This window comes from Bradyrhizobium sp. CW1, assembly GCF_023100665.1.
GTDB classification, from domain to species: Bacteria; Pseudomonadota; Alphaproteobacteria; order Rhizobiales; family Xanthobacteraceae; genus Bradyrhizobium; species Bradyrhizobium canariense_D.
Genome location: NZ_CP064684.1, coordinates 5212058 through 5236692, shown reverse-complemented (window position 1 = coordinate 5236692; position 24635 = coordinate 5212058). Strand labels below are relative to the sequence as shown.

Sequence of the window (24635 nt, the reverse complement as noted above, 5' to 3'; positions counted from 1 at the left end):
GCGCATACTCCACTTCCTTCTCCCACAAGGGGAGAAGGAAGTCAGCGCGCAAGTCGAAGATCCCTAAATCACATCCGCGAGCGAATGCCCGTGCAGCTCGATGTTCAGCCCCTGCATGCCCATGTCGTTGAGCTCGCCGCCCATCGCCTTGATGCTCTCCTCGCGGATCAGCGACATCAGTCCGCGGCGCAATGCCAGGAATTCCGACGACATCATCATCGACTGCTGCCGCGGCCGCTCCAGCGGGATCGGAATCTCCGCCTTGATCGAGCCGGGGCGTGCGGTCATGCAGTAGACACGGTCGGACAGGAAGATCGCCTCGTCGATGTCGTGGGTGACGAATAGCACCGAGATCTTCAGCCGCTGCCACATGTTGGTGAGGATCTGCTGCATGATGACCCGGGTCTGCGCGTCGAGCGCGCCGAAGGGTTCGTCGAGCAGCAACACTTTGGGTCCCGTCGCGAGCGCGCGGACGATGCCAACGCGCTGCTTCATGCCACCTGAGAGTTTCTCGGGGTAATGCTTTTCGAAGGCTTCGAGGCCCGCGAGTCCCAGCAGCGTGCGGGCGGCGCGCTCGCGCTGCGAGCGCGGCATGCCGCGCATCTTCAGGCCGAACTCGACGTTCTCCCGCACGGTCTTCCAGGGAAACAGCGAATATTGCTGAAACACCATGCCGCGCTCCGCGCTGGGGCCGTTCACCTTCTCGCCGTCGACGGTGACGATGCCCGTGGTCGGCTTGAGGAAGCCGGCAACCGCGTTGAGCAGCGTCGACTTTCCGCAGCCGGAGGGCCCGACGATCGAGACGAACTCGCCAGGCTTCACATGAATCTGCGTATCGGCGACGGCTTCGACCGGCCCCTCGATGCTGTCGTAGCTGAGGGAGAAGTTCTTGACCTCGATATGGCCCTGCGGTGCCTTGACAACGATCTCACTCATCTTGACCTCCACGGCATCACCAATTGTCCGGCGCCTCGGATCAACATGCTCGATCCGAGGCCAAGCACGCCGATCGCGATCATGCCGAGCGCGATGTCGGCATACTGGACCAGCGAATAGGCCTCCCAGGTGAAATAGCCGATGCCGTACTGTCCGGAGATCATCTCGGCAGCGATCAGCGACACCCAGGCCACGCCCATGCCGACGGTGAGGCCGGTGAAGATGTGCGGGAGCGAGGCCGGAAAATACACATCGCGGAAGATCGAGCGCTCCCGCGCGCCGAGACATTGCGCGGCACGCACCAGCACGGGATCGACCAGCGACATGCCGTGCAGCGTGTTGACCAGGATCGGGAAGAACGATCCGAGGAACGTGATGTAGACGATGCTCTGCTCGTTGGTCGGCCACAGCATGATCGCCATCGGCACCCAGGCGATCGCCGGGATCGGCCGCAGCACCTCCGCCACGGGAAAGATGATCTCGTGGACGGGCTTGAAGCGGCCCATGATCAGGCCGAGCGGCACCGCGACGATCGCCGCGAGCGAGAAACCGAAGAAGATGCGGCGGCAGCTCAAGAGGACGTGCAGCAGGAATTTTGGATCGTGGATCGCCTTGGTGAAGCTCGCATAGACCGCGAGCGGCGAGGGCACGTTGGTGAAGCGCACGAAAAACACGACGCGATAGGTTGTCAGCAGATGCCAGACCAGCAGGAAGGCGAGCAGCGAGATGATGCCGATCGCGGTCGCGCGCAGCCCGCCCCGGTTGAGCCGGTACCAGCGCAGTGCGAGCGTGCCGAAGGAGGGTGGAGACGCGGGTGGCGTGGAGGCGGGCATGGCGCTTGCCTCCGCGATTGCACTTGCCGGCATGCTGTCCTCGGAATGTCTGAGGAGGGCGGGACTGCTCACGTCTTGCCCCCGCCGACCGCCGCCTTCACCGCGTCGTCGAAGCCGAGCACCTTGCCGCTGATCTTGGCGGCATAGGCTTCGGCGTCCTTCTTCAGCAGGAACGGCGCAACCTCACCATTGCCGACCGCGAAGAAAGCCTGGTCTGCGAACAGCTTGATGCCGCGGGTGGTATCGAAGACGTAGGCGACGTTGATCTTCCTGCCCTTGGCCTTGTAGTCGGCATAGGCGCCGAGCGTGCAGCTGGCTGACGAGAAGGGCACGATGCCTGAATCGTCGACCCAGACCTCGCCGGCCTTGCGCGGATCGGCGATCGGCTTCTTGCAGAAGGAATCGTCGCCGGAGATCTCGTAATTCTTGGTGCTCGCAAGCTGCGCGTCGTAGTCGAGCTTCATCTCGGAATAAGCTTTACGGATGTAGCTGTCGTCGACCCATTTCTTCGGCTCGAACTCCTTCATCCGGCCGAGGTTCTGCAGCACCTTGACGTCAGCCGCGGCGGCGTCGATCAGCGCCGGCTTGATCGAGGGATCGGTGGTCATGTTGCCGCTGGGGCCGAGGAAGATGTAGACGACCTCCTTGCTGATGCCGGTCCATTCCTGGATCTTCTCGGCGGCGAGCTTGGGATCGTCCCGCAGCCATTGATTGGCGGCGATCACCGCCTTGAAGTAGGCGACGACGACTTCCGGGTATTTCTCGGCGAAATCGGTTCGCACGACGATGCCGTGGAAAGTCGGGAGATTGGTCTCGACGCCGTCAAAGATCTTTCGCGCGAAACCGCGGAACGGCAGCAACTCGGCGAACGGAACGAAGTCGGCATGCGCGTCGATCTTCTTCTCCTGGAGATTGGTCGAGCCGACCTCCGGGCTTTGGCTGACCAGCTGGAAGAAATCAGATGCATAGCCGCGGTCCTGCATCGCCTTCAACACCATGCCGTGCGCGGCAGAGCCGAACGGCACGCTCACGAGCTTGCCCTTGAGATCGGCGAGATCGTAGTAGGGCGAATCCTTGTGAACGACGATGCCGTTGCCGGAGCCCGACAGGCTGTAGGCGGCGATACCGATCAGCCGGCTCTTGCTCTCGGGATTGCTGTCGAAAGTGAAGCCGTTCACGATCAGCGGATAGTCGCCCATCATGCCGATCTGCAGCTTGTTGGCCATCATCGCGTTGGTGACGGGCGGGCCGGAGGTGAAGTTCTGCCACTCCAGCTCGAACTTGATGTTGGCGTATTTGCCGTCCTTCGGCAGATATTTTTCGAGGAGATGGAGCTGGCGGATGACGACGCCGGCGGTCACCGTGTTGGTCGTGGTGTCCTGCGTTCCGATGCCCAGCGTGACGGTTTCCGCCGCGGCCGGCTGCGCGAGGAGAAGCGCCAGCGACGTCACCGACATCGCGATCGAGAGCGTGGGAAGATGGCGGACCATTCTCATCCTCATTCGGTTGGATGTGCTGTGGTTGCCATGATTGGGTGAGGGCGTGGGCAGGGCAAATCCGGAATGAGCGCCACAGTCGATTAGTTGCCGGGAAAAGTTGATTGCATACTCCTTGGGCAGTCCTGCACTATTAAGCCGCTTGCATGGGCACCGGCCCTGGTCGCAAGCTCGGTCAGTCGGCCGCCTGCCCTCGCATTTCTTCCAGCACGTCGGACCGGCAGACCACGATCTGCGAGCGCTTGGTCAGCACGATTCCCTTTTCCTGCATGCGCTTCAGGCTGATCGTGACCCATTGCCTGGTGGCACCGACCATGTGGGCGATATCGGCATGGGTGAAGGCGGCCGCGATCACCCGGCCGTCGGCGTCATCGACGCCATAGAGGTCGACGAGATGCAGCAACAGATGCGCAAGGCGCTGTGTGATCGAGCGCGTTCCCAACATCTGGGCCAGCGCCGAATAGCACTTGCCCTTGAAGGTCAGGCCTTCGATCAGGCCGATCGCGAGGTTCGGGATCTCGACCGCAAGGGATCGTAGCTCCTTTCCGGGCAGATGCACCACGCTGCAATTGCTGGATGCAACGCCGGACCATTGATGCACGGTGCCTTCGAACACTTCCGGCCCGCCGACGAAATTGCCGACATGCCAATAGGCCAGCGTGATCTCGCGGCCGAGCGGAGAGGTGTAGAACACCCGGATCCGGCCGCTCTCGATCAGCCAGATACCGTCATGCTTGCCACCCTGGCTGAACAGCGTCTGGCCACGGTTGAGCACTTTTCGGCGGCCCTGCTTCAGCACCAGCTCCCGCTCGCGCTGGCTGAGCTTGTCCATCAAGGGCGGCGGTCCGCCGATCCATTGCTGGTTCTCGGTGAGCAGCAGCGAGGAACCGCCGGTAGGCCGGACCGTTGCGGGAACCGTCCCGCGAACCACATTGGCCGCCGCCTGCAACATCATCTGCCTCCGGAACGTTCAAACCGTTCTAAAGAGGAGCAATGTCCGTGCCAGATTCACTCCGCTGTCATCGCCCGGCTTGACCGGGCGATCCAGTATTCCAGAGACGTCAATGGGCTATCGAGAAGCCGCGGCGTACTGGATTCCCACCTTCGCGGGGAATGACAGCGAAGCTTGGAAGACGACCTGTGGCGTCTACCGCCCCACCAGGCTCAGCAAATACGGCTTCGGGTAAATCCCCCGATTGTGCCCATCCGAAAACGAGATGTTCAGCCCGTAACCGAGATCGCCGATCTCGGTGATCGCGATGCCTGGAAACCGCTCGGGAAAGCGGCCGTCGAAGCGGGCGCGGGTGCAGTGGGCGCATTTGCAGGAGAGGCGGAGCGTTTCCGCCGCCAAGTCCAGCGTGTCGTCCTGAGCGGTGCGGACGCGGAGCGTCGCGAGGTCGGCGCTTGCTTCGTAATCTGCCACGGTCGGTCCCACCAAGGTCATGACGTGTCTCCGACCCTTCTCTACCTTGCCGCAGCACTGCCGCGATAGCAACTAATTGCCAGGCGCAGGGTGCGCGGCGCTGATCGTCGCTGCCTGCTGTTCGATCATCGCCCACGAAATGTGAAACTAATCGACCGGCAATTTCAGTTCGGCGTTGCCGGATTCCTGTCTCTCCGAAACCTTGTGCGCAATCGAGATCAGGAGAGACAATGAGTGCATTTCAGAGGGAAACGGTCCTGTCGGTCAGGCACTGGACCGATAGCCTGTTCAGCTTCACCGCGACGCGCGATCCGGGCTTCCGCTTCCAGAACGGCCAGTTCGCGATGATCGGGTTGGAAGTCGAGGGCAAGCCGTTGCTGCGGGCCTACAGCATGGCGAGCGCCAATCACGAGGAGGCGCTCGAGTTCTTCTCGATCAAGGTACAGGACGGTCCGCTGACCTCACGCCTTCAGAAGATCAGGGAGGGAGACGTCATCCTGGTCGGCCGCAAGGCCACGGGCACGCTGATCACGGGCAATCTCATTCCCGGCAAACGCCTGTTGCTGCTCTCGACCGGAACGGGACTCGCGCCGTTCGCCAGCCTGATCAAGGACCCCGACGTCTACGAGAATTATGAAACCATCGTGCTCGCCCATGGCTGCCGCCAGGTCTCCGAGCTCTCCTATGGCGAGCACCTCGTGGAAGGCCTGCGAGATCACGAGTTCTTCGGGCCGCTTATCCGTGACAAGCTCGTCTACTACCCGACCGTCACCCGCGAGCCGTTCAGGAATCGCGGCCGCATCTCCGACCTGATCGCGTCGAACCAGCTCTTCGACGATATCGGGCAGTCGGGACTCGACATCGAGACCGACCGCATCATGCTGTGCGGCAGCCCGGCGATGTTGGAGGAACTTCCCGCGATGCTTTCTGCGCGCGGCTTTGTCGAGGGCAATCACAGCCGGCCCGGCCATTTCGTGATCGAAAAGGCCTTTGTCGAGCGCTGAGGCGCAAATCGCAGCCCGGCGACAACTAATTGCTATCGCCGGGACGCCTGCTGAACAAATCTGATGCAAAGGCGCCGGATCTGCCGGCGGACCAGGAGCAAGCGATGTCACTAGATCAGATCGTCGACGGACTTTCGGAGGTTTCCTGCGACGTGCTCGTTATCGGCGGCGGCACTGCCGGCCCGATGGCGGCGTTGAAGGCGAAGCTGAAGAATCCGAAGGCCAACGTCGTCCTGCTCGAAAAGGCGAACGTCAAGCGCTCCGGAGCGATCTCGATGGGCATGGACGGCTTAAACAATGCCGTCATTCCCGGCTACGCGACGCCGGAGCAGTACACCAAGGAAATCACCATCGCCAATGACGGCATCGTCGATCAGAAGGCGGTCTACAAATACGCGCAGAACTGCTACTCGATCATCGAGGAACTCGACAGTTTCGGCATCCGCTTCCTGAAGAACGAGAACGGCGACTACGCCGTCAAGAAGGTGCACCACATCGGCACCTACGTGCTGCCGATGCCGAACGGCGAGACCGTGAAGAAGGCGCTGTATCGCCAGCTCCGGCGTGCCCGCATCCTGATCTCCAACCGCTATATGGCGACGCGGCTGCTCAAATCCGCCGATGGCCGCATCGCCGGCGCGATCAGCGTCAACACCCGCACCGCCGAGATGCTGGTGATCAAGGCCAAGGCCGTCATCCTGTGCATGGGCGCCGCCGGCCGTCTCGGCCTGCCGACCTCGGGCTACATGTTCGGCACCTACGAGAACGCGGCCAATTCCGGCGACGGCTATTCCATGGCCTATCACGCCGGTGCAGCACTGGCGAACCTCGAATGCTATCAGATCAATCCGCTAATCAAGGACTATAACGGCCCGGCCTGCGCCTACGTCGCCGGTCCCTTCGGCGCCTTCACCGCCAACAACGAGGGATCGCGCTTCATCGAATGCGATTACTGGTCCGGCCAGATGATGCTGGAGTTCTACAACGAGCTGTTGTCCGGGAAGGGCCCGGTGTTTCTCCAGCTCAAGCATCTTCACCCCGACACCATCTCGGAGATCGAATCGACGCTGCACAAGGTCGAACGTCCCACGCGCGGCCTGTTCCAGCAGGGGCGCGGGGTCGACTACCGCAGCGAGTCGATCGAGATGCACATCTCCGAGATCGGCTTCTGCTCCGGTCACAGCGCGTCGGGCGTGTTCGTCGACGACAACGCGCGCACCACCGTCCCGGGCCTCTATGCCGCCGGCGACATGGCGAGCGTGCCGCACAACTACATGCTCGGCGCCTTCACCAACGGTTCGGTCGCCGGCGTCGACGCGATGGAGTTTGCGGACAATCACGACTTCGCGGAATTCGACGCGGCTGAGGTCGCCCGCGAACGTGACCGCGTCATGGCGCCGACCAAACGCGAGGACGGTATTCCGCCGAACCAGATCGAGTACAAGACGCGGCGTCTCGTCAATGACTATCTCCAGCCGCCGAAAGTCACGCGCAAATACGAGCTCGGCATGCGCCGGCTCGCTGAAGCGAGGGAAGACATGCAGGAGCGCATGATCGCGCGCAATGCGCACGAACTGCTCCGCGCGCTCGAAGTCCAGTCGATCATGGATTGCGCGGACATGGCTGTGCATGCCTCGCTCTACCGCGAAGAAAGCCGTTGGGGCCTCTATCACTGGCGGACGGATTTCCCGGAGAAGGACAACGAGAACTGGTTCTGCCACACGTTGCTCAGCAAGCAGGATGGCAAGATGACCAGCGAGAAGCGTGCCGTGGAGCCCTATATCGTACCGATCGCCGACGATGAGAAGGATCTCTACGACAAGCAGCGCATCCGCGCGACAGCCTGACCCGCCGCACAAATACAGGAGACATACGATGCCTCTCGCTTCCTATCAGACATCGGTTCCGGTGGTCGTCGATGACGCCAAATGCATCGCGGACAAGGGCTGCACGGTGTGCGTCGACGTCTGTCCGCTCGACGTACTGCGTATCAGCGATATGACCAACAAGGCCTACATGGCCTATGACGAATGCTGGTACTGCATGCCCTGCGAGGCGGATTGCCCGACCGGCGCCGTCACCGTCAACATTCCTTATCTCCTGAGGTAGCCATGTCGAGCCCGTTCGAATCCTACGACGATCTCGAAGACGCCGACGAGCGGCTCCAGGCTGCCGATCCAGGGGAGCGCCGCGTCGCGATCATCGCGCTCGGCCATTCCGGCGATCCCGCCGCCGTCGGCCATCTCGCCAAAATGGTCGCCGATCCTGATGCCGGCGTCCGCCAGCAGGTCGCGATGGCGCTCGGCGAGTTCGACGGGCCGGAGGCCGCGGCTGCGCTGGTGAAGCTGCTCGTCGATCCTGAACGAATCGTTGCGTCCGCCGCGGCCGACAGCATGGCGGAGTTCAAGGATCCGGCTTGCGCCGAGATCATCCTGCCGCTGGTCAAGCATGCCCACGCCTTCGTCCGCATGGGCGCGTTGCGTGCGCTGAAGGAGCTGCGCTGCAAGGACACACTGAAACCGGCGCTGGAAGCGCTCCAGGATTCCGATGCCGCCGTGCGGGTGCAGGCGATCGGCGTGATCGGGTTCCTCAAGCTGGAGGAATCAATTCCGGCGCTGACCGCGCTGATCAACGATCCCGACGCGCATGTGCGCCGTGCCGCCGTCAGCGCGCTCGCCTTCTCGCAGATGAAGCCCGCGGCCGAGATGATCACGCGCGCGTTGAAGGATTCGGACTGGATGGTGCGGGAGATGGCCGCGGAAACGCTGGGCCTCAACGTCAACGGATCGATTGCCGCCGACCAGCTCATCGCTTCGCTCAGTGACGAGTTCTGGCAGGTGCGGCTGAAGGCAATCCGCAGCCTTGGCCGGATGAAAATCGAGCGCGCGGTGCGCCCGATCGGCAACTGCGTGAACCATGAGCAGGCCAATCTGCGGAAAGAGGCGGCGGCTGCGCTTGGCGAGATCGCCCACCACGACGGCGAAGCGTTCCTTGCCGTCATCGCCGACGATCCCGATCCCGAGGTGCGCAAGAACGCGCGCTGGGCGCTTCAGCAGATTGCGGCCCGAAAAGCGCGGGCGGGGGCATAGAAGCGCGGCGGGCTGCCGCGCTGGACTTCCCGTCCCAGACGTTTATTGGTCTTCGCCAATGTGATAGGCCTCCGCGAGCGAGGCCGATCCGAAAAGAGCGAGGATACGCCCATGACGACATTGACGGTAAAGGACCTTCTTCCCGAGGACGGCACGCGGGGAACGCTCGTCGGCCGCGTCTGGCTGCCGCAGGCGAATGGCCCGGCCGTGGTCGCCGTGCGCGGCGATGGTGTGTTCGACGTCACCGCAAAATTCCCGACCGTCAGCGCACTCTGCGAGGAAGACAATCCGGCGAAGGCGCTTGCCGCGACCAAGGGCGAGCGCATCGGCGATCTCGAGGCCATCGTCGCCAACACGCCTCCCGATCAGCGCGATCCGAAAAAACCGTGGTTGCTTGCGCCCGTCGATCTCCAGACGCTGAAGGCGGCCGGCGTCACCTTTGCCATCTCGATGCTGGAGCGCGTGATCGAGGAGCGGGCAAAGGGCAATCCGGCCTCGGCCGAAGCGATCCGGAAGGAAGTGACCCGGCTGATCGGCGACGATCTGTCGAAGCTCAAGCCGGGCTCGGACAAGGCGATGCACCTGAAGCAGGTGCTGATCGACCAGAACGCCTGGAGCCAATATCTCGAGGTCGGCATTGGCCCCGATGCCGAGGTCTTCACCAAGGCGCCGACCTTGTCGTCGGTCGGCACCGGCATGGATGCGGGGCTGCATCCGAAGTCGACCTGGAACAACCCCGAGCCGGAGCTGGTGCTGTTCGTCTCGAGCCGCGGCACGATCGTCGGTGGCGCCCTCGGCAACGACGTCAATCTGCGCGACTTCGAGGGCCGTTCGGCACTGCTGTTGTCGAAGGCCAAAGACAACAACGCCTCGTGCTCCATCGGCCCGCTGCTGCGCCTGTTCGACGACAGCTTTACCCTCGACGACGCCCGCAAGCTCGACATCAGCCTGAACGTCAAGGGGCAGGACGGTTTCGTCCTCGACGGCCATTCCTCGATCAGCATGATCAGCCGCGATCCGACCGATCTGGTCGAGCAGACCATCGGCAAGGTGCACCAATATCCCGATGGCTTCGTGCTGTTCCTCGGGACCATGTTCGCGCCGGTTAAGGATCGCGACGCGCCGGGACAGGGGTTCACCCACAAACGCGACGACATCGTCACGATCTCGGCGCCCCAGCTCGGCAAACTCGTCAACCGCATGCGGGCCAGCGACGAATGCGAGCCCTGGACGTTCGGCATCGGCGCGCTGATGAAGAATCTCGCGCAGCGCAAGCTGATCTAGCTCACTGCACGCCGGATGTGGGGGACTCTCCACGAGTCGCTTTGCCTCGATCGACGCAGAAACTCTCTCCCCACCGTCATTGCGAGCGCAGCGAAGCAATCCAGAATCCCTCCCCGGAAAGACTCAGGATTGCTTCGCTGCGCTCGCGGTGATGGGGGGAGGGGTTGCGGGTTCGCCTTTCACCATCCTCCTAGACAGTGTCTTCGCCCCAACTGCCGCATCATTTCGTTCATCTCCGCGTTGCATCCGTGGAATAAAATCGCGCTGCGCGTGACATAGAAGTCGCTCATCCGCTCGCGCGCGCTTTCCCCCTCAATAGTCAAATAATATGACTAGTCGGAACCAAACTTCCGTGAAATAGTCCCTCCCGCCACCTCAAAGGTCGGCCTGTGGGTGCGATGCTACCAATCGGCGCCCCCGGATAACATTTTGGGAGACACGCCTGATGATCGTCAAAGCCCTCTTTGCGGCCAGCGCGACGGCCGCGTTGCTGCTCGCGCTGCCGGCGAATGCCGCCGAGCTCACCATTGGCTTCTCGCAGATCGGATCGGAATCCGGCTGGCGCGCGGCCGAGACCTCGGTCTCCAAGCAGGAGGCCACCAAGCGCAAGGTCAATCTCAAGATCGCCGACGCGCAGCAGAAGCAGGAGAACCAGATCAAGGCGATCCGCTCCTTCATCGCGCAGAATGTCGATGCGATCTTCCTCGCGCCCGTCGTCTCAACCGGCTGGGACTCGGTGCTGAAGGAAGCCAAGGAGGCCAAGATCCCGGTCGTGCTGCTCGACCGCGACATCGATCCCTCCGGCAAGGAGCTCTATCTCACCGCCGTGACCTCCGACAGCGTTCACGAAGGCGAGGTCGCGGGTGACTGGCTGGCGAAGACCGTCGGCGCCAAGGCCTGCAACATCGTCGAATTGCAGGGCACGGTCGGCGCGAGCGTCGCCGCCAACCGCAAGAAGGGGTTTGACACCGCTATCGCCAAGCATGCGAACCTGAAAGTGGTGCGCAGCCAGACCGGCGACTTCACCCGCGCCAAGGGCAAGGAAGTGATGGAAAGCTTCATCAAGGCCGAAGGTGGCGGCAAGTCGATCTGCGCGGTCTATGCGCACAACGACGACATGATGGTCGGCGCGATCCAGGCGATGAAGGAAGCTGGGCTCAAGCCGGGCAAGGAGATTCTCACCGTCTCGATCGATGCAGTCCCCGACATCTTCAAGGCGATGGTCGCCGGCGAAGCCAATGCCACGGTCGAGCTGACGCCGAACATGGCAGGCCCCGCTCTCGATGCCATCGCGGCCTTCAAGGACAAGGGTACCGTTCCGCCGAAATGGATCCAGACGGAATCCAAGCTCTACACCGCCACCGATGATCCGCAGAAGATCTACGACAGCAAGAAGGGCCTCGGTTACTGAGGCGAGAGTGTCGCCGGACGGCCGTGCTTCGGCAGTCCGGCGATCCCGCTCGAAACCGCTGCGCGAACGAACAGGCTCCGTGTCCGCATTGTCAGCGGGCGCCCTTGGGAGTGAATGTCATGGAGAACAGCCAGGATTCCGCTGCTTCCCTGCTGGAGGTGCGTGGGATCAGCAAGAGCTTTGGCGCCGTGCGTGCGTTGCAGGAGGTCGACTTCACGCTTCGCGCCGGCGAGATCCATGCGCTGCTTGGTGAGAACGGCGCGGGCAAGTCCACGCTGATCAAGGTCGTGACGGGCGTATTTCCGCGCGATGCCGGCATCGTCAGACTGGGCGGCGAAGAGGTCGCGCCGCGCTCGGCCAAGGCGGCGGTTCAGGCCGGCATTGCGACGGTCTACCAGGAAGTCAATTTGCTGCCGAATCTCTCGGTGGCGCAGAACCTGTTCCTGGACCGGCAGCCGACGCGCTTCGGCGTCGTGCTCGAGGGCGAGATGCGACGGCGCGCGAAGTCGCTGCTCGCGGATTTCGGTCTCGACATCGACGTATCAGCGCCGCTTGGCAATTACTCGGTGGCGATCCAGCATGTCACCGCGATCGCGCGCGCCGTCGATCTCTCCGCGCGCGTGCTGATCCTGGACGAGCCGACCGCGAGCCTCGACCGCCATGAGGTCGAGATCCTCTTTCGCATCATGCGTCAGCTTGCCAAGCGCGGCATTGGCATCGTCTTCGTCAGCCATTTCCTCGACCAGGTCTACGAGATCTCCGATCGAATCACCGTTTTGCGAAATGGTCGCCTTGTCGGCGAGCGCGAGACCGCGTCGCTGTCGCGGCTCGAGCTGATCCGGATGATGCTCGGCCGCGAACTGGCCGAGACCACCAGCGCGCGGGCCGCGACGCGCGACCATCAGGCCCGCGAAGTCTGCGCAAGCTTCGAGAATTATGGCAAATCAGGCTATGTCGCGCCGTTCAATCTCCAGCTGCGCCATGGCGAGGTCGTCGGCCTCGCCGGCCTGCTCGGTTCGGGCCGGACCGAGACGGCGCGGCTGGTGTTCGGCGCCGAGCGCGCCGATGGCGGGCAGGCGAGGGTGGAAGGCGCGCCTGTCCGGCTTCACTCGCCGCGCGACGGCGTGCGCCACGGCTTTGGCTATTGCCCTGAGGAGCGCAAGACCGACGGCATCGTCGCCGAGCTCACCGTGCGCGAGAACATCGTGCTCGCGCTCCAGGCCAAGCGCGGTCTACATCGGCCGCTGTCGCGACGCGAGCAGGACGAGATCGCAAGCCGTTACGTCAAGATGCTCGACGTTCGCCCGCCCGATCCGGAGCGTCCCGTTGGCCTGCTGTCCGGCGGCAATCAGCAGAAGGTCCTGCTGGCACGGTGGCTTGCGACCTCGCCACGGCTGCTCGTGCTGGACGAGCCGACCCGCGGCATCGACGTCGGCGCGCATGCCGAGATCATCCGCCTGATACGCGAGCTCTGCGACGACGGACTTGCGCTGCTCGTGATTTCCTCCGAGCTCGACGAGATCGTGACCTATTCCGACCGCGTGGTGGTGCTGCGCGACCGCGCTCATGTCGAGGAGCTCGCCGGCGAGGCCATCGACGTCGGCAGCATTCTCGCCGCGATCGCCGCCGATGGGGCCAGTGTCGCGCATGAGGGCAGGGCATGACCGCGCTGTTGCCGCGCCGCGGCCTTGCCCAGATCCTCGCGTTGATCGTCATCCTGGCGGTCGATCGCGTGGTATCGCCGCAATTCTTCGATCTGCGCCTCCAGGACGGCCGGCTGTTCGGCAGCCTGATCGACGTGCTCAACCGCGGCACGCCGGTGGCGCTGCTCTCGCTCGGCATGGTCCTGGTGATCGCGACGCGCGGCATCGATCTGTCAGTTGGCGCTGTGATGGCGATCTCGGGCGCGATCGCGGCGAGCCTCGCCGACAACCACAGTCTGGTCGTGGTGCTGGCGGCTGCGCTCGGCACCGGCCTGATCTGCGGGTTGTGGAACGGATTTCTCGTCGCGGTGCTCGGCATGCAGCCGATCGTGGCGACCCTTATCCTGATGGTTGCGGGGCGCGGCATCGCCCAGCTCATTACCGAGGGCCGCATCGTGACCTTCTCCTCGCCCGATCTGGTCTGGCTCGGCAACGGCTCCATCCTCGGCGTGCCGGTGCCGGTCGCGATTGCGCTGGGCATGCTGATCCTCACCGGCGCGGTGGTGCGCGGCTCGGCACTCGGATTGCTGATCGAGGCCACGGGCGGCAATGCGCGGGCAAGCGAACTCGCCGGCGTCGGCACGCGCGCGATGATTTTGGCGGTCTATGTCTGGTGCGGCGTTTGCGCTGCGCTTGCCGGCGTCATCGCGGCGGCCGACATCATGGGGGCGGATGCCAACAATGCCGGCCTCTGGCTCGAGCTCGACGCCATCCTCGCGGTGGTGATCGGCGGCACCTCGCTGTTCGGCGGCCGCTTCAGTCTCGTGCTGGCCGTACTTGGCGCGCTGATCATCCAGACCATGAACACCGGCATTCTGCTGTCGGGCTATCCGCCGGAGTTCAATTTGCTGGTCAAGGCGGTGGTGGTGCTCGCCGTGCTGCTGCTGCAATCGCCGAAGCTGTCCGGCTTTGCCGGCGTCGTGACGCGGCTGCGGAGGACCAAGGCATGAAAGACCTGCCGCCCGTCCTCATTACCGCGGTCGTGCTCGTCGCGGGATTTGCGCTCTGCGCGATGCAGTTTCCCAACATCGCTTCCACTCGCGTGGTCGGCAATCTCCTGACCGACAATGCCTTCCTCGGCATCGTCGCGACCGGTATGACCTTCGTCATCATTTCCGGTGGCATCGATCTCTCCGTCGGCTCGGTAATCGGCTTCACCACGGTGTTCGTCGCGCTGGCGATCGAGCGCTGGGGAATGCCGCCCCTGGTCGCCTTCGTCGCCATTCTCGCGCTCTCGGCCGCCTTCGGAGCGGCGATGGGCGCGGTGATCCATGTCTTCGATTTGCCGCCTTTCATCGTGACGCTCGCCGGCATGTTCTTGGCCCGGGGTGCCAGCTTCCTGCTCTCGACGGAATCGGTGCCGATCACAGCACCTGTCTATTCCACCGTGTCGGACTTCGCACTGCGACTACCCGGCGGTGGACGGCTGACGGCGGTCGCGATCATCATGCTTGCGATCGTGATCGGCGGCGCATTGCTGCTGCAGCTCACCCGGTTCGGCGCCAATGTCTATGCGCTCGGCGGCAGCCGGGCGACCGCTAGCCTGATGGGGGTCGCCGTCGGCAAGATGACGGTGAAGATCTACATGCTGTCGAGCCTGCTCGCCGGCATCGCCGGCATCGTCTTCTCCTTCTACACCAGCGCCGGCTATTCGCTGTCCGCCGTCGGCGTCGAGCTTGACAGCATCGCGGCCGTCGTGATCGGCGGCACGCTGCTCACGGGCGGGCAGGGCTCGGTGATCGGCACCTTCCTGGGCGTGCTGATCCAGGGCATGATTCAGACCTATATCAATTTCGACGGAACACTGTCGAGCTGGTGGACCAAGATCGCGACCGGCGTGCTGCTGTTCGCCTTCATCGCCTTGCAACAGGGGTTGGTCGCGCTCGCGCGCCGACCCGTGGCAAAGCGCCTGGGAGCAGTCTCATGACCACCTCGCGCATCCTCGTCATCCCGACGCGCCGGGCGCACTCCAATCACGCGGAGGTGGCCCGCTCGATCGGCGTTGACATCATCGCCGGTCGCTACGCGGAGGGAACGCGCCTGCCTGGCGATGCCGAAATGATCGCGATGTTCGGGGTGTCGCGGCCGGTACTACGGGAGAGCGTCAAGACGCTGGTCGCCAAGGGCCTGCTCACCACCAAGGCCCGCGTCGGCACCGTCGTGCGCGAACGCGTCGCCTGGAATATGTTCGACGCCGACGTGCTGGCCTGGCACCTGGACGCCGGGATCGACAAGCGTTTCCTCAACGACCTGGCCGAGATCCGCCTCGCGGTCGAGCCGCGCGCGGCGATGTTGGCGGCGGCGCAGCGGTCGGAGCAGGATCTATCCGAGCTTCGGCGCTGCATGGAGCGGATGCGACTTGAAGCCTCCGACTCCGTTGGCTTCGCCGATGCCGACCTCGCGCTCCACGTCGCCGTAGCGCGCGCCTCCGGAAATCTGTTCATGCGCTCGATCGGGCACGTCATCGAGGCTGCGTTGCGCGCCTCATTCCTGCTCAGCGCACCGGTCGAACCGGAGGACCGCGACACCGTTCTGCTCTGGCATCAGAAGATCGTCGATGCCATCGCCGCCGGTGATGCCACGACTGCGTCGGAGGCGATGGTCTACGTCATTCACAACGGCATGCGCCGCCACGAGGGTACAGTGATCGAGACTGTACCGGCCGAAGCGCTGCCGTCCGCGGAAGCTGGAGAAACATCGTGACTGAACTTCGCATCGCCATCGTCGGCTTCGGCAAGATCGCGCGCGACCAGCATGTCGGCGCCATTGCAGCGGTTCCCGGCGCGACGCTGGCCGCCGTCGCCAGCCGCAATGCCTCGTTGCCGGATCTGCCGCATTTCGCGACCATCGAGGAGCTGCTGGAAAAAGGTCCGCCGATCGACGCGGTGTCGCTCTGCACGCCGCCTCAAGTGCGCCGCGCCCAGGCGGTCGCAGCGCTGAGGGCCGGCAAGCACGTCATGCTGGAGAAGCCGCCCGGCGCCGGCGTTGCCGAGCTCGATCCGCTGATCGCGATGGCGGGTGAGACCAAGCGAACGCTGTTTGCGACCTGGCATTCGCGCCATGCGCCGGCAGTCGAGCCGGCGCGCGAGTGGCTCGCCGCGCGCCGCATCCGTTCCGTGCACGTCAACTGGAAAGAGGACGTCCGCGTCTGGCATCCCGGGCAGGCATGGATCTGGGAGCCGGGCGGGCTCGGGGTGTTCGATCCCGGCATCAATGCGCTGTCGATCCTGACCAGGATCCTGCCGAAGCCCGTGTTCGTCAACGCGGCCGAGCTCGCCTTCCCCGCCAATTGCCAGGCGCCGATCGCCGCGAAGCTGACGCTGACCGACATCGACGGCCTACCTGTGACCGCCGAGTTCGACTTCCGCCAGACCGGGCCGCAGAGCTGGGATATCCTCGTCGAAACCGACCAGGGCCGGATGACGCTATCACGCGGCGGCCGGATCATGGCGATCGACGGCAAGACCGTTGCCGAGGCGCCCGATGAGGAATATCGGGAGCTTTACCGGCACTTCGTCGCGCTCGCCGCGACAGGCGCGAGCGACGTCGATTTGGCGCCGCTTCGTCTCGTCGCGGACGCCTTCCTGCTCGGCAGGCGCACGATCGTCGAACCGTTTGTGGGTTGATCATGGCTGGATCGAAAGCAGAAAGAGACGTGTTCGGAACGCTGCCGGACGGCCGCAAGGTGGACCGCATCGTGCTGCGCGGCGAGGGCGGGTTCGAGGCGCGCATCATCACCCATGGTGCAGTCTTGCAGGCCTTGATCGCGCCGGACGGCAAGGGCGGCCACGACGACGTCGTGCTCGGCCATGATGGGTTTGCCGGCTATCTCGCCGAACGAAAGTTCTTCGGCGCCACCGTCGGCCGCTACGCCAATCGCATCGCCAACGGACAATTTTCGCTGGACGGCGAGACGGTGCAGCTTCCCGTCAACAACGGTCCGAATGCGCTGCATGGCGGCCTCGACGGCTTCGACCGCAAGCTCTGGGACATTGCGGAGGTCGACGATGGCGCCGAGCCCGCGGTCACGCTGACCTACACGAGCTCGCATGGCGAGGAAAACTATCCCGGTCGGCTCGATGTGCGCCTGACCTATCGTGTTACCGGCCCGGCTGAGCTATCCCTGATCATGGAGGCGCGGACCGACCGGCCGACCATCGTCAACCTGACCAACCACAGCTTCTTCAATCTGGAGGGCGCGACATCAGGCACGCCCATACTCGATCACAAGCTGACGGTCGCGGCCGGGCATTTCCTCGCGATCGACCCCACGGCCATTCCGTTGCCGGAGCCGCCGCGCAGCGTTGCCGGCACGCCGTTCGATTTCCGGGAGCCTCGGCCGATCGGCGAGCGCGTCCGCGAGAGCGACCAGCAATTGCGCAACGGCAGGGGCTACGACCATACCTACTGTCTCGCGCGCGACGGTAAGCTCAGTCTCGCGGCGCGACTGGAGGCGCCGCGCTCGGGGCGCATCATGGAGCTGTTCACCGATCAGCCCGGTCTGCAGGTCTATTCGGGCAATTATCTCGACGGCACGATTTCGGGCAAGGGCGGCAAGCTCTACCGGCAGTCGGACGCGATGTGCCTGGAGCCGCATATCTGGCCGGACGCACCGAACCGGCCGGATTTCCCGAGCCCGCGCCTAGCGCCCGGCGAGGTCTATCGCCATCATACGGTCTATCGCTTTGCGGTGAGGACGTCCTGATGGAACAGGTGCCGACCTCGGTTCTTTCGGACGATCCTTGCCATCTCGGCGAGGGGCCGACCTATGACGTGACCACGGACACCGCCTGGTGGTTCGATATCCGGGAGGGGCGACTGTTCGAGGCGCAGCTCGGCAGCGGCAGCATTCGCGTTCATGCGCTGGGCCGGATGGCGAGCGCGCTTGGGCGGATCGATGCCGAAAGGCAGTTGATCGTCGCGGAAGACGGCCTCTATATCCGCAAAATTGCCGACGGCGCGATGAGGCTGCTCTGTCCGCTTGAAGCCGACAATCCCGCGACCCGCTCCAACGATGCCCGCGTGCATCCCTCCGGCACGTTCTGGATCGGCACTATGGGCCGGAAGGCGGAAGCAGGGGCAGGCGCGATCTACGCGTTCCATCACGGCGAGATATCGATGCTGTTTCCGCGCATCAGCATTCCCAACTCGATCTGCTTCTCGCCCGATGGCGCCACGGGCTACTTCGCCGACACGGCGCGCGCGGTGCTCTACGCGGTGCCGCTCAATCCCGTCACCGGCCTGCCGCGCGGCGAGCCGGAGGTGCTGCTGCGCCACACCGGCGTTGGCGGCCTCGACGGTTCGGTGTGCGATGCCGACGGGCAGATTTGGAACGCGTGCTGGGGCGCGAGCCGCATCGACGTCTACTCTCCGCAAGGCGAACGCCTGCGTTCGCTGAGCGTGCCGGCAAAGCAGGCGAGCTGCCCCGCTTTTGTCGGTCCTGGTCTGTCGCGTCTCCTCGTCACCTCGGCCTGGCAGGACATGGATGCGGCGGCGCGTGCCGCCGATCCGCAAGCCGGCTACACCTTCCTGTTGGAGGCCACCGCGCGCGGTCGCGCGGAGCCTGACGTCAAGCTCGCATAGGAGGCTAGAAGCCGCACACCAAATTTCTCGACGACACGAAAAAACAGTCTGACATCCAAGGGAGTGAAACATGTTGAAACTGAAGACCACCTTCCTCGCGCTGGCGCTGGCCGGCGCTGCGACGATGGCCGCGGGCGTCACCGCCTCGGCCCAGGACAAAGCAACAGTCGGCATCGCCATGCCGACCAAATCGTCGGCGCGCTGGATCGACGATGGCAACAATATGGTGAAGGTGCTGAAGGAGCGCGGCTACAACACCGACCTGCAATATGCCGAGGACGACATTCCGAACCAGCTCTCGCAGGTCGAGAACATGGTGACCAAAGGCGCGAAAGCGCTGGTAATCGCCGCGATCGACGGCACCACGCTCTCCGACGTGCTCAAGCAGGCGAAAGCAAAAGGCATCACCGTGATCGCCTATGACCGCCTGATCCGCGGCACGCCGAACGTCGACTATTACGCCACCTTCGACAATTTCCAGGTTGGCGTGCTCCAGGCCGAATCGATCGTGCAGGGCCTCGGTCTTAAGGACGGCAAGGGCCCGTTCAACATCGAGCTGTTCGGCGGCTCGCCCGACGACAACAACGCCTACTTCTTCTACAACGGCGCGATGAGCGTGCTGAAGCCGTACATCGACAGCGGCAAGCTCGTCGTCGTCTCCGGCCAGACGGGCATGGATAAGGTCGCGACCTTGCGCTGGGACGGCGCCACCGCGCAGGCCCGCATGGACAATCTGCTCAGTGCCTACTACGGCAACAAGAAGGTCAACGCGGTGCTGTCGCCGTATGACGGCCTGTCGATCGGCATCATCTCCTCACTGAAGGGCGTCGGTTATGGCAGCGCCGGCCAGCCGATGCCTATCATCTCGGGCCAGGATGCCGAGGTGCCCTCGATCAAGGCGATGCTGCGCGGCGACCAGTATTCGACCATCTTCAAGGACACCCGCGATCTCGCCAAGGTGACCGCCGACATGGTCGACGCTGCGCTTGCCGGCAAGCAGGTCACCGTGAACGACACCAAGACCTACGAGAACGGCGCCAAGACCGTGCCGTCCTATCTGCTCAAGCCGGTCGTGGTCTACAAGGACAATTGGGAGAAGGTCCTGGTCGACAGCGGCTACTACAAGAAGTCGCAGTTCCAGTAGGCTTCTTTTCTTTTCCCTCTCCCCGCTTGCGGGGAGAGGGTTAGGGTGAGGGGAAGCCTCCGCGAGGAAGGAAGCAGTGCGTCTCGCGGAGACTCCCCCTCACCGGATCGCATCGAACGATGCGATCCGACCTCTCGCCGCGAGCGGGGAGAGGTGATCTAACACTGATTGAGGGACGTGAAATCATGACCGCAATGCTGGAGATGCGTAACGTCAGCAAGAGCTTTTCCGGTGTGCAGGCGCTGCGTGATGTCAACTTCTCGGTTGAAGCCGGGCAGATCCACGCCCTCGTCGGCGAGAACGGTGCCGGCAAGTCCACGCTGATGAAGGTCCTCAGCGGCGTCTACCCGGCCGGCAGCTACGAGGGCACCATCATCTTCGATGGCGAGGAGCGCCGCTTCCGCGACATCAACGATTCCGAGGCGCTCGGCATCATCATCATTCATCAGGAGCTCGCGCTGATCCCGCTGATGTCGATTGCCGAAAACATCTTCCTGTCGCATCCGCCGTCAAAGCTTGGCGTCATCGACCGCGACGAGGTGTATCGGCGCACGCGCGACCTGCTCGCGCAGGTCGGCCTCAAGGAATCGCCGGATACGCTGATCACCGATCTCGGCGTCGGCAAGCAACAGCTGGTCGAGATCGCCAAGGCGCTGTCCAAGCGGGTGCGGATGCTGATCCTGGACGAGCCGACCGCGAGCCTCAACGAGGCCGACAGCGCCGCACTGCTGGAGCGGCTGATGGCGTTCCGCGCGCAGGGTATCGGCTCGATCCTGATCTCGCACAAGCTCAACGAGGTCGCCAAGGTCGCTGACCACATCACGGTGCTGCGCGACGGCCGCACCGTCGACAGCATCGATTGCCACGCCGAGCCGATCCAGGAAGACCGCATCATCCGCAGCATGGTCAACCGCGATCTCGCCCACCGCTTTCCGGAGCGCAGCGCAAAGATCGGCGAGCCCGTTCTCACCGTCGAGAGCTGGTCGGTCTACCATCCCATCCATCCCGAGCGGCAGGTGATCAAGAACGTCGATTTCAGCGTGAAGCGCGGCGAAGTCGTCGGTATTGCCGGATTGATGGGCGCCGGCCGCACCGAATTCGCCATGAGCCTGTTTGGCCGGTCGTGGGGCACCACGATCAGCGGTCGCATCCGGCTCGAGGATCATGAGATCGTGCTGCCCAACGTGGCGGCCGCGATCGACGCCGGCCTTGCCTATGTCACGGAGGACCGCAAGCAGCTGGGACTGATCCTCGCCGACGACGTCCGCAAGAACATCACGCTCGCAAGCCTCGACCAGGTCGCTCCTCGCCACGTCATCGACGACATCGCCGAGCTGAAGGTCGCCAGCGACTACCGCAACCGGATGCGCATCCGCTGCTCCGACGTCTATCAGGAGACCAGCCAGCTCTCCGGCGGCAACCAGCAAAAGGTCGTGCTGTCGAAATGGCTGATGACCGACCCCAAGGTCTTGATCCTGGACGAGCCGACCCGGGGCATCGACGTCGGTGCCAAATACGAGATCTACTGTATCATCAACGAGCTTGCAGAAGCCGGCCGTGGCGTGGTGGTGATCTCCTCGGAGATGCCCGAGCTACTCGGCATCTGCGACCGCATCTGTGTCATGAACGACGGCGCCTTCGTCGGCGAGTTCAAGGGACGTGATGCGACGCAGGAAAAGATCATGCGCGCCATCATGCGCAACGACAGAAATTATGGAAGCAGCGCCCTTGCGGGTGCGGAGATGGGAGGATCACAGCCATGACCGACAAGACGGTTTCGCTGCCCGAGGAGGGTCGGCACGGCAGCTTCATCAAGAACAATCTGCGCAATTACGGCATGCTGATGTCGCTGATCGCGATCATGCTGTTCTTTCAGGTCATGACTGGCGGCACGCTACTGCAGCCGCTCAACCTGACCAATCTGGTGCTCCAGAACAGCTACATCGTTATCATGGCGCTCGGCATGCTGCTCGTCATCGTCACCGGCCATATCGACCTCTCGGTCGGCTCGGTCGCGGGCTTCGTCGGCGCGGTGGCTGCCGTGCTCATGGTGACCTACAAGGTCGACTACACGCTCGCCTTTATCGCCTGCCTGCTGCTGGGCGCGGCAATCGGCGCCGCGCAGGGCTATTGGGTGGCCTATTTCAAGATACCGTCCTTCATCGTGACGCTGGCCGGCATGCTGGTGTTCAAGGGCCTCGCGCTTGCGGTATTGCAAGGCCAGTCACTAGGACCGTTCCCGGCCACCTTCCAGAAGCTGTCCTCCGGCTTCATTCCGGAGATGCTGCCCGAGGCCGGCACGCTGCATCCGACGTCGATGCTGGTCGGTGCGGTGCTCGCGCTCGGCCTCGTCTACGCCAGCTCCAAGGGGCGCTCGCGCGAGCAGCTGCACGGCATCGAGGTCGAGCCTTACGCGTTCTTCCTCGGCAAGAGCATTCTCCTGGCTTGCGCTGTGCTCTATTTCACCTATCTGATCGCCTCGCATCGCGGTCTGCCGAACGTGCTGGTCATCATGACCGCGCTGATCGCGCTGTACGGTTTCGTCACCCGCCGCACCGTCATCGGTCGGCAGGTCTACGCGGTTGGCGGCAATGCGAAAGCGGCAAGCCTGTCGGGCATCAAGACGGAACGGTTGACCTTCCTCACCTTCGTCAACATGGGCGTGCTCGCTGCGCTCGCCGGCCTCGTTTTCGCCGCGCGCCTCAACACAGCAACGCCGAAGGCGGGCCTCGGCTTCGAGCTCGACGTCATCGCGGCCTGCTTCATCGGCGGCGCCTCGGCCTATGGCGGTGTCGGCCGCGTCGGTGGCGCCGTGGTCGGCGCCATGATCATGGGCGTGATGAACAACGGCATGTCCATCCTCGGCATCGGCATCGACTATCAGCAGGTCATCAAGGGCCTGGTCCTGCTCGGGGCGGTGTGCATCGACGTTTATAATCAGCGGAGATGAGGCCGCCGACTACGATCGGCTTCAGTGAGCTATTGCTCAACAGGTGAGCATATGATCGAATGGCCGGATGGATCCTGGTCAGTTCGATCTCATTATCTTCGATTGCGACGGTGTGCTCGTCGACAGCGAGCTGTTGAGCTGTCAATGCCTGTCGGACGAGCTGTCCGAATCCGGGATATCGCTGACACTTGCACAAGCGCTGGAGCTGTTCCTTGGACGAAGCACGAGCGCAATTACTCGGCATTATCGCGAGCTCGGCCACGCAATGCCGGTCGATTTTCCGTCCCGGCTGAAGTCGCGCGTGTTGATGGCGTTCGAAAAGGCGCTTCATCCGGTTTCTGATGTCGATATGATCTTGTCGGGCCTGCGGGCACCATTCTGCGTGGCTTCCTCCAGCGACATCGACCGTGTCGCGCTCTCCCTTGACGTCACCGGCCTGCGGGCGCATTTCGGCGACCGGATCTACACCGCGCAGATGGTCAGGCACGGCAAGCCGGCGCCCGATCTCTTTCTCTACGCGGCCGAGCAGATGGGCGCGAAACCTGCGCGCACGCTGGTGATCGAGGATAGTGCGAGCGGCGTGCAGGCGGGCAAGGCGGCCGGCATGACGGTCTGGGGATTTGCCGGCGGCAGCCATTATCGCGGACGCGACGGGCAGGCTATATTGTCGGGTGCGGGGGCCGACCGGGTCTTCGCGCGCATGATCGATTTCTGGAAGGATGACTGACGCCTGCCATGGCCGCCGAGAACGAAAAGTCCAGGCTCGACGACGCCGCGCGTGCCGGCTGGCTCTATTTCATTGCCGGTCACACCCAGGACGAGATCGCGAAGATGCTCCAGGTGTCGCGCGCGTCGGCGCAGCGGCTGGTGTCGCTATGTCTCGCCGAACGGCTCATCACCTTCCGGCTCGAACACCCCATCGCCGCGTGCATGGAATTGGCGGCGCGTCTGAAGGAGCGTTTCGAGCTTACCTATTGCGAGGTGGTGCCGGCTGATCCCGCCGCGCCGCAGGCCACAGCGGGCATAGCCGAACGCTGCGCCAACCTGCTCGATTCCACTCTGCGTTCGGAAACCCCCGTCATCGTCGCGCTCGGGACGGGACGCGCCGTGCGCGCCGCGGTCGAGCGCGTCACGCCGATCGACCGGCCCAATCACCAGATCGTCTCGCTCGTCGGCAACATCTCCGCCGACGGTTCTGCGAGCTTCTACGATACCGTCGGCCGGCTCGCCGATCGCACCGGCGCACGGCATTACCCGATGCCGCTACCGTTCCTGATGTCGTCCGAGGACGAGCGCAACAAGATGGTCCGGATCGAGCCGATCGCGAAGGTGAAGGCCGTCGCGGCCAAGGCGGATTTGCGCCTCGTCGGCATCGGCCAGATGGACCAGAAGGCGCAGGTCCATGTCGACGGCTTCGTCACCCGCGACGAATTGTTCGAGATGATGCGGCAAGGGGCGATCGGCGAGATCACGGGCTGGGCCTATGATTCCAAGGGCCGCCTGCTGAAGGCCGGCACCAACAAACGGTTGACCAGCATTCCGCCGGAGGTCCCGGCGAAGACCACGACGATCGGCGCCGCCGTCGGCGCAGCCAAGGTGCCGGCGATCGCGGCGGCGCTGAATGGGCGGCTGATCAACGGTCTGATTACGGACGAGGCGACCGCAAGGGCGATTCTGGAGCGCTGAGGCGGTTCGTCGTTTCCGCGCGGGGCGCGAGGCAGGGATTTCGCCACCCACGCCGCTGTCGTCGTCCGCGACCCGGCTACGCCAAGGCTTCGC

Annotated in this window: 23 protein-coding genes; 18 read left to right on the top strand and 5 right to left on the bottom strand. The window is 63.9% G+C overall.

Annotation, left to right across the window (positions count from 1 at the left end; all coding sequences use genetic code 11):
• Positions 1–63: 63 nt before the first annotated feature.
• The 5 genes from IVB54_RS25690 to IVB54_RS25670 all read right to left on the bottom strand — a co-directional run bounded on the left by IVB54_RS25690 (position 64) and on the right by IVB54_RS25670 (position 4709).
• On the bottom strand, positions 64–936 hold the full coding sequence (locus tag IVB54_RS25690) for an ABC transporter ATP-binding protein (protein ID WP_026233618.1): 873 nt from the start codon (positions 934–936) through the stop codon (positions 64–66).
• A complete protein-coding gene (locus tag IVB54_RS25685; RefSeq protein ID WP_039800458.1) occupies positions 933–1769 on the bottom strand; it encodes an ABC transporter permease in 837 nt (278 codons plus the stop codon). The genes IVB54_RS25690 and IVB54_RS25685 overlap by 4 nt, the downstream gene beginning before the upstream one ends.
• A 68-nt stretch (positions 1770–1837) precedes the next feature.
• Positions 1838–3259 carry an ABC transporter substrate-binding protein gene (locus IVB54_RS25680; protein ID WP_018458609.1) on the bottom strand — a complete coding sequence of 474 codons (1422 nt, stop codon included), beginning with the start codon at positions 3257–3259 and terminating at the stop codon, positions 1838–1840.
• A gap of 181 nt (positions 3260–3440) precedes the next feature.
• On the bottom strand, positions 3441–4217 hold the full coding sequence (locus tag IVB54_RS25675) for a Crp/Fnr family transcriptional regulator (protein WP_198293387.1): 777 nt from the start codon (positions 4215–4217) through the stop codon (positions 3441–3443).
• Positions 4218–4412: 195 nt separating this feature from the next.
• On the bottom strand, positions 4413–4709 hold the full coding sequence (locus IVB54_RS25670; RefSeq protein ID WP_018458611.1) for a gamma-butyrobetaine hydroxylase-like domain-containing protein: 297 nt from the start codon (positions 4707–4709) through the stop codon (positions 4413–4415).
• Between the two features lie 209 nt (positions 4710–4918).
• Here IVB54_RS25670 and IVB54_RS25665 point away from each other — a divergent pair, with 209 nt between their 5' ends.
• The 18 genes from IVB54_RS25665 (at position 4919) to IVB54_RS25580 (ending at position 24542) form a co-directional block, all read left to right on the top strand.
• A complete protein-coding gene (locus IVB54_RS25665; RefSeq protein WP_018458612.1) occupies positions 4919–5692 on the top strand; it encodes a ferredoxin--NADP reductase in 774 nt (257 codons plus the stop codon).
• Between the two features lie 104 nt (positions 5693–5796).
• Positions 5797–7539 carry a fumarate reductase/succinate dehydrogenase flavoprotein subunit gene (locus tag IVB54_RS25660; protein WP_026233620.1) on the top strand — a complete coding sequence of 581 codons (1743 nt, stop codon included), beginning with the start codon at positions 5797–5799 and terminating at the stop codon, positions 7537–7539.
• A gap of 28 nt (positions 7540–7567) precedes the next feature.
• Positions 7568–7801, top strand: coding sequence for a ferredoxin family protein (locus tag IVB54_RS25655; protein ID WP_007593252.1), 234 nt, complete (start codon positions 7568–7570; stop codon positions 7799–7801).
• A 2-nt stretch (positions 7802–7803) separates the two neighbouring features.
• Positions 7804–8781 (top strand): HEAT repeat domain-containing protein, encoded by a 978-nt coding sequence (locus IVB54_RS25650; RefSeq protein ID WP_085352336.1) that lies wholly within the window; start codon positions 7804–7806, stop codon positions 8779–8781.
• A gap of 111 nt (positions 8782–8892) precedes the next feature.
• The gene (locus tag IVB54_RS25645; protein ID WP_026233621.1) at positions 8893–10065 is read left to right on the top strand and encodes a fumarylacetoacetate hydrolase family protein; all 1173 of its coding nucleotides are present in this window, start codon (positions 8893–8895) and stop codon (positions 10063–10065) included.
• 445 nt (positions 10066–10510) lie between these two features.
• On the top strand, positions 10511–11476 hold the full coding sequence (gene ytfQ, locus IVB54_RS25640; protein ID WP_018458617.1) for a galactofuranose ABC transporter, galactofuranose-binding protein YtfQ: 966 nt from the start codon (positions 10511–10513) through the stop codon (positions 11474–11476).
• 119 nt (positions 11477–11595) lie between these two features.
• Positions 11596–13140, top strand: coding sequence for a sugar ABC transporter ATP-binding protein (locus tag IVB54_RS25635; RefSeq protein ID WP_018458618.1), 1545 nt, complete (start codon positions 11596–11598; stop codon positions 13138–13140).
• Positions 13137–14129, top strand: coding sequence for an ABC transporter permease (locus tag IVB54_RS25630; protein WP_018458619.1), 993 nt, complete (start codon positions 13137–13139; stop codon positions 14127–14129). Before IVB54_RS25635 ends, IVB54_RS25630 begins: the two co-directional genes overlap by 4 nt.
• Positions 14126–15106: a galactofuranose ABC transporter, permease protein YjfF gene (gene yjfF / locus IVB54_RS25625; RefSeq protein WP_247776494.1), complete on the top strand. Its 981-nt coding sequence runs from the start codon at positions 14126–14128 to the stop codon at positions 15104–15106. Before IVB54_RS25630 ends, yjfF begins: the two co-directional genes overlap by 4 nt.
• Positions 15103–15882: a FadR/GntR family transcriptional regulator gene (locus tag IVB54_RS25620; RefSeq protein WP_018458621.1), complete on the top strand. Its 780-nt coding sequence runs from the start codon at positions 15103–15105 to the stop codon at positions 15880–15882. The genes yjfF and IVB54_RS25620 overlap by 4 nt, the downstream gene beginning before the upstream one ends.
• Complete coding sequence (locus IVB54_RS25615; protein ID WP_018458622.1) at positions 15879–16805, top strand: Gfo/Idh/MocA family oxidoreductase; 927 nt, start codon at positions 15879–15881, stop codon at positions 16803–16805. The genes IVB54_RS25620 and IVB54_RS25615 overlap by 4 nt, the downstream gene beginning before the upstream one ends.
• A gap of 2 nt (positions 16806–16807) precedes the next feature.
• Entirely contained in the window at positions 16808–17884 is a 1077-nt protein-coding gene (locus tag IVB54_RS25610) for an aldose epimerase family protein (RefSeq protein ID WP_247776493.1), read from the top strand.
• Complete coding sequence (locus IVB54_RS25605) at positions 17884–18762, top strand: SMP-30/gluconolactonase/LRE family protein (protein ID WP_018458624.1); 879 nt, start codon at positions 17884–17886, stop codon at positions 18760–18762. Before IVB54_RS25610 ends, IVB54_RS25605 begins: the two co-directional genes overlap by 1 nt.
• A gap of 70 nt (positions 18763–18832) precedes the next feature.
• Entirely contained in the window at positions 18833–19906 is a 1074-nt protein-coding gene (gene chvE, locus IVB54_RS25600; RefSeq protein WP_018458625.1) for a multiple monosaccharide ABC transporter substrate-binding protein, read from the top strand.
• 185 nt (positions 19907–20091) lie between these two features.
• Complete coding sequence (mmsA, locus tag IVB54_RS25595) at positions 20092–21669, top strand: multiple monosaccharide ABC transporter ATP-binding protein (protein WP_018458626.1); 1578 nt, start codon at positions 20092–20094, stop codon at positions 21667–21669.
• On the top strand, positions 21666–22856 hold the full coding sequence (gene mmsB, locus IVB54_RS25590) for a multiple monosaccharide ABC transporter permease (protein ID WP_018458627.1): 1191 nt from the start codon (positions 21666–21668) through the stop codon (positions 22854–22856). The genes mmsA and mmsB overlap by 4 nt, the downstream gene beginning before the upstream one ends.
• Before the next feature lie 67 nt (positions 22857–22923).
• Positions 22924–23583: an HAD family hydrolase gene (locus IVB54_RS25585; RefSeq protein ID WP_018458628.1), complete on the top strand. Its 660-nt coding sequence runs from the start codon at positions 22924–22926 to the stop codon at positions 23581–23583.
• A gap of 8 nt (positions 23584–23591) precedes the next feature.
• Positions 23592–24542, top strand: a complete 951-nt coding sequence (locus IVB54_RS25580; RefSeq protein ID WP_247300158.1) for a sugar-binding domain-containing protein — start codon at positions 23592–23594, stop codon at positions 24540–24542.
• Positions 24543–24635 lie beyond the last annotated feature (93 nt).